The organism is Herbaspirillum sp. Her4 (assembly GCF_057961335.1).
Genome location: NZ_CM176330.1, coordinates 5,696,254 through 5,702,389, shown reverse-complemented (window position 1 = coordinate 5,702,389; position 6,136 = coordinate 5,696,254). Strand labels below are relative to the sequence as shown.

The window sequence follows — 6,136 nt, the reverse complement described above, 5'->3', positions numbered from 1 at the left end:
TGTGCGCTCGATTTATGATTACAGCGCGGTCGATGCGAAAGACGGTTCGATGGGAGTAAAAAGTTTCGAACGGTCCGAGGATCGATAATCTGCGTTTCATCCTTGCCGCTGCGTGGTGCCGGGCGCTTCGTCCTGCTGGCATTCAACGTCTATTCTTAGTTTTATTCACAGACGGAAATCACTGCGCTCGGTCTCTGTGCATTTTCTTATACACAGACATTTAGGATCTGAAAGGTCAATTGACTCCAAACACCCGTAATAAGGCACTCCGGGAAATCCAAACCTTAGATTTATACACAGCCTGCGCTAACAACCCCAGTAGCAGTTAATTTATGCACAGGCAAAAATCTAACATTCAGGAGCAGGTCAGTCCCCCCTGATATGCAATAGCAGTCATTCACCACTCGCGACCCTCTCTCAAAACACCAGACAATAAAAAAGCCGGCAAAGCCGGCTTCTTCATTTTCAGCAGTACAAGCTCAGATCATCAGAACTTGTAAGCCACACGTGCCACGGCAAAGTTCACGCCGCCGTTGGGTTGCTTGATGCCACCGTTGGAGAAGTGCTGCAGGCGGATGCCCAGGTCCAGGCCATTGCTGAACACATAGCCGGCACCGATGTGGTCACCGAACTGGAAGGCGGTCGACAACACCTTGTCATTGTTGCGGTAGAGCTTGGAGAACAGGTGCACGCCGATACCGGCTTCACCGTAGAAACCCTTGCCGTCATCGCGCTGGAAACGCAGCACCGGGGTCAGACCCAGGTCGATCAGGTTGCCGCTGTCATTGGTGTTGTTGTAGTGGTTCATGCGCCAGTTGGCCAGCGACAGATCCCAGTAACCACCGACGTGGGTGCCGTTGGACTGCCAGAAATTCCAGTTCGGACCCCAGTTGAACTGGGCACCGATACGGGCCAGCTGGGTGTTGTTGCCAGTACCGTACTCCAGCGACATGCCGTCGATGGCGTAGCTGGGCGACTGGATGGCAATGGCGGCAACGCCAGCAAAAGCGATCTTGGCGACCAGGCTCTTCAATTTAGTCATGGATTCTCTTTCAGCGCGTAAATGGTTTTGAAGGATCTTTGCTTGTATTCGGCGCGGCGCAAGGGCAGCCGCGGGGACGCGATATTCTCTCATAATCATCACAAATGCATACTCGCGTGAAATATTGTGCCGCGTCCTTACCACAGACGGCGCGCAGCCTCATGGGCGATAGCTGTACTCAAGTCTTCCCGCCACCTCCACGCGAATGGCCAGCACATGTCCAGACAGCGGATATTGGGCAAGCTCCGCCTCGCTGCGGCCATTGCGTCCGGTCGTGATGAAGAGCGTGCGCAGATCCTCGCCCCCAAATGCCACCATCGTCGGACAGCGCGCCGGCACGCGGATCTCCTGCAGGATCTCGCCCTGTGGCGACAGCCGCAACACCCGCCCTCCTTCGAACATCGCACACCAGTACGCACCTTCGCTATCGACCGCGGCACCATCCGGACGTCCGCCGTAATCGGGCGCAGTCTTGTCGCTGTCGAACTGGCGCAGCAGGCGGCAATTGCTGGTCTGGCCGGTAGCCAGATCATAGTCATGGACGTTGATGCGGTGCGCCGGCGTATTGGCGTGATACATCAGGCGCTGGTCCGGGCTGAACGCCACGCCATTGGAAGTGACCACGGCATGATGCGCATCACGCAAGGCATTACGTTCGAAGCAATACAAGGTGCCGCCATCCCGATCACGCGGCTCATAGATGGTGCCGCACCAGAAGCGGCCAGAGGCATCGCAGCGCCCGTCATTGAAGCGGATGCGTGCCATATCGTAGGGCGCTTCCAGCAGCGCCGTCAGCGCGCCATTGCCAGTATTGAGATGGAACATGCCCGACCGCAACGCCACCACCAGCCCGCCTTGCGCATGCTTGACGATACTGCCGGGTTCTTCCGGCATGTCCCAGCGCTGGTGCTGCTGCGTGGCCAGTACGCGCTTGTGGACGGCCTTGCCGGGAATGTCGATCCAGTAGAGTGCTGCTTCCTCCGCGTGCCACAGGGGCGATTCGCCCAGCAGCATCGGTTCGGGAGAAACGGTGGTGAAGGTGTCAGCAGTCAATGCGGGAGATGCCTGGGACATGGAGCTTGCCTGTAAGCATGAATGAGTAAGCGCTCATTATGCCGCGCGGATCTGGTTTGATAAACCTGATCCGCAACATCCCTTACACCAGCAGGAGGATCAGCGCGCAGCGCGCCAAAAGAAAAACGGCATGCGCGCAGCATGCCGTCCTGATCTGGCGGACCGTTCGTATCATCCGCATCGTCCTGATGCGAGACCCTCGAACGATCCTCCCATCCCCTGCTTAGTTGGACCACCCACCATCAATCATGTGGATCGATCCGGTAGTGAAGTTCGACTCGTCCGATGCCAGGTACAAGGCCAGTGCCGCCACTTCCTCGGCCTTGCCGATGCGGCCCATGGGCTGGCGTGCCACGAAGGCGGCGCGGACTTCGTCTTCGCTCTTGCCGGTCTCCTTGGCTTGCGTGCTGATGCGCTGGTTCAGCGAAGGCGATTCAATGGTGCCCGGGCAGATCGCATTGCAACGGATGCCCTGCGCCACGAAGTCCGCCGCCACCGACTTGGTCAGCCCCACTACGGCCGCCTTGGAGGCTCCGTAGGCAAAGCGATTGGCCACGCCCTTCACGCTCGATGCGGCCGAGGCGATGTTGACGATGGAGCCGGCCTTCTTGGCCAGCATGCCCGGCAGCACCGCACGGATGGTGTGGAACATGGCCTTGGCATTGAGATTGAAGGAGAAATCCCAGGCCTTGTCATCGCACTCCAGAATGTTGCCGGCTGCCACGTAGCCCGCGCAGTTGAAGAGGACATCGATGGTGCCGACCTTGGCCACCAGTGCCTTGATGGCGTCGTCGTCGGTGACGTCCAGCAGATGTGTCTCCACACCAGCGATGGAGGCGAGCTCCTCCAGATGCGTCTTGCTGATATCGGTAGCGATCACGCGCGCGCCTTCACGCGCAAACAGTTCAGTGGAGGCGCGGCCAATACCTTGGGCCGCAGCAGTGATGAGAACGGTCTTGCCGGCGAGGCGGCCAGTGGATGCGGACATGCTTGTTCCTTTGCGATTAAACGAGTTTGCGATTGGCGAGATTCTTGTACAGCGCGGTGAGCCCGAAAGTCCACGGTGCGGTCTGGTCGCTGAAGTTCACGGTGTTCACCAGCGCACCCAGCTTGGGGGTGGAGATCGTCACGATGTCGGCGACCTGGTGGGTGAAGCCCTGGCCGGGACCAAAACGGTCCTGGGTCGGTGCGAACATGGTCCCCAGGAACAGTACCAGTCCATCCGGATACTGGTGATTGGGACCGATCGCATGCTCCACCAGCTGCAGCGGATCGCGGCTGATCATGGACATCGAGCTGCTGCCCTTGAGCGTGAAGCCTTCCGTACCATCGACCCGCATTGTAAGTTCGGCGCGACGCACATCGTCAATTGAAAAGTTTGCATCGAACAGGCGAATGAAAGGCCCGACTGCGCAGGAAGCATTGTTGTCCTTGGCCTTGCCCAGCAGCAGGGCACTGCGGCCTTCGAAGTCGCGCAGGTTCACATCATTGCCCAGGGTCGCTCCCACCACCTTGCCACGGCTGTTGATGGCCAGCACGATTTCCGGCTCGGGATTGTTCCAGGCCGACTTGGGGTGAATGCCGACTTCATCGCCCAGGCCCACCGACGACATCGGCTGTGCCTTGGTGAAGATTTCCGCATCCGGGCCGATGCCCACTTCCAGGTATTGCGACCACACGCCTTGCTCCAGCAGCACTTCCTTCAGGCGCGCAGCTTCCGGTGAGCCCGGCACCACGCTGGAGAGGTTGTCGCCGATCACCGCCGTGATCGCCTTGCGCACCGATTCCGCCTTGCCGGCGTCACCGCGCGCCTGTTCCTCGATCACGCGCTCCAGCATGCTGGCCACGAAGGTCACGCCGCTGGCCTTGACGGCCTGCAGATCGATGGGGGCCAGCAGCCAGGGGCGCGAGGTATCACGATGGGCGGCGTCGGCATTGTCGAGCAACTCCTGCAAGGTCGCGATGCGGGTCATGTTGGTGGCGGCGCGCACGGCGGCGGCCGGGTTGTCGAGTTCCAGCAATTCGCTGGAGGTGGCGGCGATGAGCGTGAGGTCATACGCACCGTCGGCGTCGATCCGCACCAGCACCGGGCCCACGCCCGGTTGCCAGAGGCGGCCGATCAGCGTGGCCTGCGCGTGGTCTTCAGGCAGGTGGGCCTGAAGCGAATAAGTGTGTGCCATGTTCTTGATTCCTTATGTTGGAGGCGGACCCGGATGACTCGGGAAGCGGGCGTCGCCACGATGTCGTGTTCTGCAAGGGGGAAGACTCACTGCGGGCGAAACATCCTCTTCCCCGTGGATGCCCGAAGGCAAGGATGCTTGGCCGGCAGTCCGTATTACGCGACCCGGGCCGGCGTAATACGGATCACCATGATTCACTGCGGGATAACACTAGCCCGGCCGCAGCCGGGCCTTCATGATCTGCATCAGCATCAGGTATAGACACCGATGTGCCAGGGCACGAATTCATCCTGTCCGTAGCCATGCAGCTCGCTCTTGGTCTTCTTGCCCGATGCCGTATCGAGGATCATCTGGAAGAAGCGTTCACCGACCTCCTGCGGGGTGACATTGCTGTCGGCAATCTCGCCGCAGTTGATGTCCATATCTTCTTCCTGGCGTTGCCACAGCGCAGTGTTGGTGGCCAGCTTGAGCGACGGTGCCGGTGCGCAGCCATAGGCCGAACCGCGGCCCGTGGTGAAGCAGATCATGTTGGCCCCTCCGGCGACCTGGCCGGTGGCCGAGATCGGGTCGTAGCCCGGCGTATCCATGAAGACGAAGCCGCGTGCGGTGACCGTTTCCGCATACTTGTAGACATCCACCAGATTGGTGGTGCCGCCCTTGGCGACCGCGCCCAGCGACTTCTCGAGGATGGTGGTCAAGCCACCGGCCTTGTTGCCCGCTGAGGGATTGTTGTTCATCTCGGCATCGTTCTTGGCGCAATACTCCTCCCACCAGGCGATGCGGGTCAGCAGCTTCTCACCGACTTCCGGCGAGACCGCGCGGCGGGTGAGCAGGTGTTCGGCGCCATAGATTTCCGGCGTCTCCGAAAGAATGGCCGTGCCGCCATGCCGCACCAGCAAGTCCACTGCCGCACCCAGCGCAGGATTGGCCGTGATGCCCGAATAGCCATCCGAACCACCGCACTGCAGGCCCAGCGTCAGGTGCTTGGCCGACACCGGCTCGCGCTTGATGTCATTGGCCTTGGGCAGCATCTTCTTGATCTTCTCGATCCCTAGCGCCACGGTCTTGGCGGTGCCGCCGGTGCCCTGGATGGTGAAGGTGTGGAAGTATTCGCCTTCCTTCAGGTTGTGGCTTTCCATCAGGCCCGAGATCTGGTTGGTCTCGCAGCCCAGGCCCACCACCAGCACCGCAGCGAAGTTGGGATGGGTGGCGTAACCCGCCAGCGTGCGGCGCAGGATCTGCAGCGGCTCGCCTTGCGAATCCGTGGCGCAACCCTGGCCGTGGGTCAGGGCCACCACGCCATCGATGTTGGGATAGTCGGCCAGCACTTCGGGATGGATGTCGCGGCGGAAGTAATCGGCGATGGCGCGTGCCGCGGTGGCCGAGCAGTTCACCGAGGTCAGTACGCCGATGTAGTTGCGCGTGGCGACGCGGCCATCGGGGCGCACGATGCCCATGAAGGTTGCGGGCTCGGCAACGAAGTCGACCGGCTTCACGTCAGCGCCGAAATGGTGTTCACGCGAGAACTCGGCCATGGCCAGGTTGTGCGTGTGCACGTGCTGGCCGGGCGCGATGTCCTGGCTGGCCGTGCCGATGATCTGGCCATAGCGCTTGACCGGCTCGCCCGCAGAGATGGCGCGGGTCGCCATCTTGTGGCCGGCGGGAATGAGGCCCTGGACTTTGAGGCCGCCTTCGTCCTGCAGCACGGTGCCGGAGATGAGCTGCTGGCGGGCGATGACGACATCATCGACCGGGTTCAGGCGGATGACGGGAGAGTTGGCTTTCATGTTGGTCTCGGAGAACGTGGATGCTGCAGGCTGGCCGCTCAGGCGGCGGGCGC

General features: G+C 61.1%; 5 protein-coding genes. All 5 read right to left on the bottom strand.

The features are described 5' to 3' along the window. Positions 1-487: 487 nt before the first annotated feature. Entirely contained in the window at positions 488-1,042 is a 555-nt protein-coding gene (locus ACWFUC_RS25770) for an acyloxyacyl hydrolase (RefSeq protein ID WP_121043921.1), read from the bottom strand. Positions 1,043-1,201: 159 nt separating this feature from the next. Beyond that, a complete protein-coding gene (locus ACWFUC_RS25765) occupies positions 1,202-2,116 on the bottom strand; it encodes an SMP-30/gluconolactonase/LRE family protein (protein WP_310837927.1) in 915 nt (304 codons plus the stop codon). A gap of 223 nt (positions 2,117-2,339) precedes the next feature. Next, positions 2,340-3,104: an SDR family oxidoreductase gene (locus tag ACWFUC_RS25760; protein WP_034329862.1), complete on the bottom strand. Its 765-nt coding sequence runs from the start codon at positions 3,102-3,104 to the stop codon at positions 2,340-2,342. Between the two features lie 16 nt (positions 3,105-3,120). Next, a complete protein-coding gene (locus ACWFUC_RS25755) occupies positions 3,121-4,296 on the bottom strand; it encodes a fumarylacetoacetate hydrolase family protein (RefSeq protein WP_121043915.1) in 1,176 nt (391 codons plus the stop codon). 251 nt (positions 4,297-4,547) lie between these two features. After that, positions 4,548-6,083 (bottom strand): UxaA family hydrolase, encoded by a 1,536-nt coding sequence (locus ACWFUC_RS25750; RefSeq protein ID WP_489623773.1) that lies wholly within the window; start codon positions 6,081-6,083, stop codon positions 4,548-4,550. Between the last annotated feature and the right edge of the window lie 53 nt (positions 6,084-6,136).

What these genes read in the sequence shown, in the direction of transcription:
- ACWFUC_RS25750 (WP_489623773.1), bottom strand. Translation starts at nt 6,083, where the DNA reads ATGAAAGCCAACTCTCCCGTCATCCGCCTGAACCCGGTCGATGATGTC.
- ACWFUC_RS25760 (WP_034329862.1), bottom strand. Translation starts at nt 3,104, where the DNA reads ATGTCCGCATCCACTGGCCGCCTCGCCGGCAAGACCGTTCTCATCACT.
- ACWFUC_RS25765 (WP_310837927.1), bottom strand. Translation starts at nt 2,116, where the DNA reads ATGTCCCAGGCATCTCCCGCATTGACTGCTGACACCTTCACCACCGTT.
- ACWFUC_RS25770 (WP_121043921.1), bottom strand. Translation starts at nt 1,042, where the DNA reads ATGACTAAATTGAAGAGCCTGGTCGCCAAGATCGCTTTTGCTGGCGTT.
- ACWFUC_RS25755 (WP_121043915.1), bottom strand. Translation starts at nt 4,296, where the DNA reads ATGGCACACACTTATTCGCTTCAGGCCCACCTGCCTGAAGACCACGCG.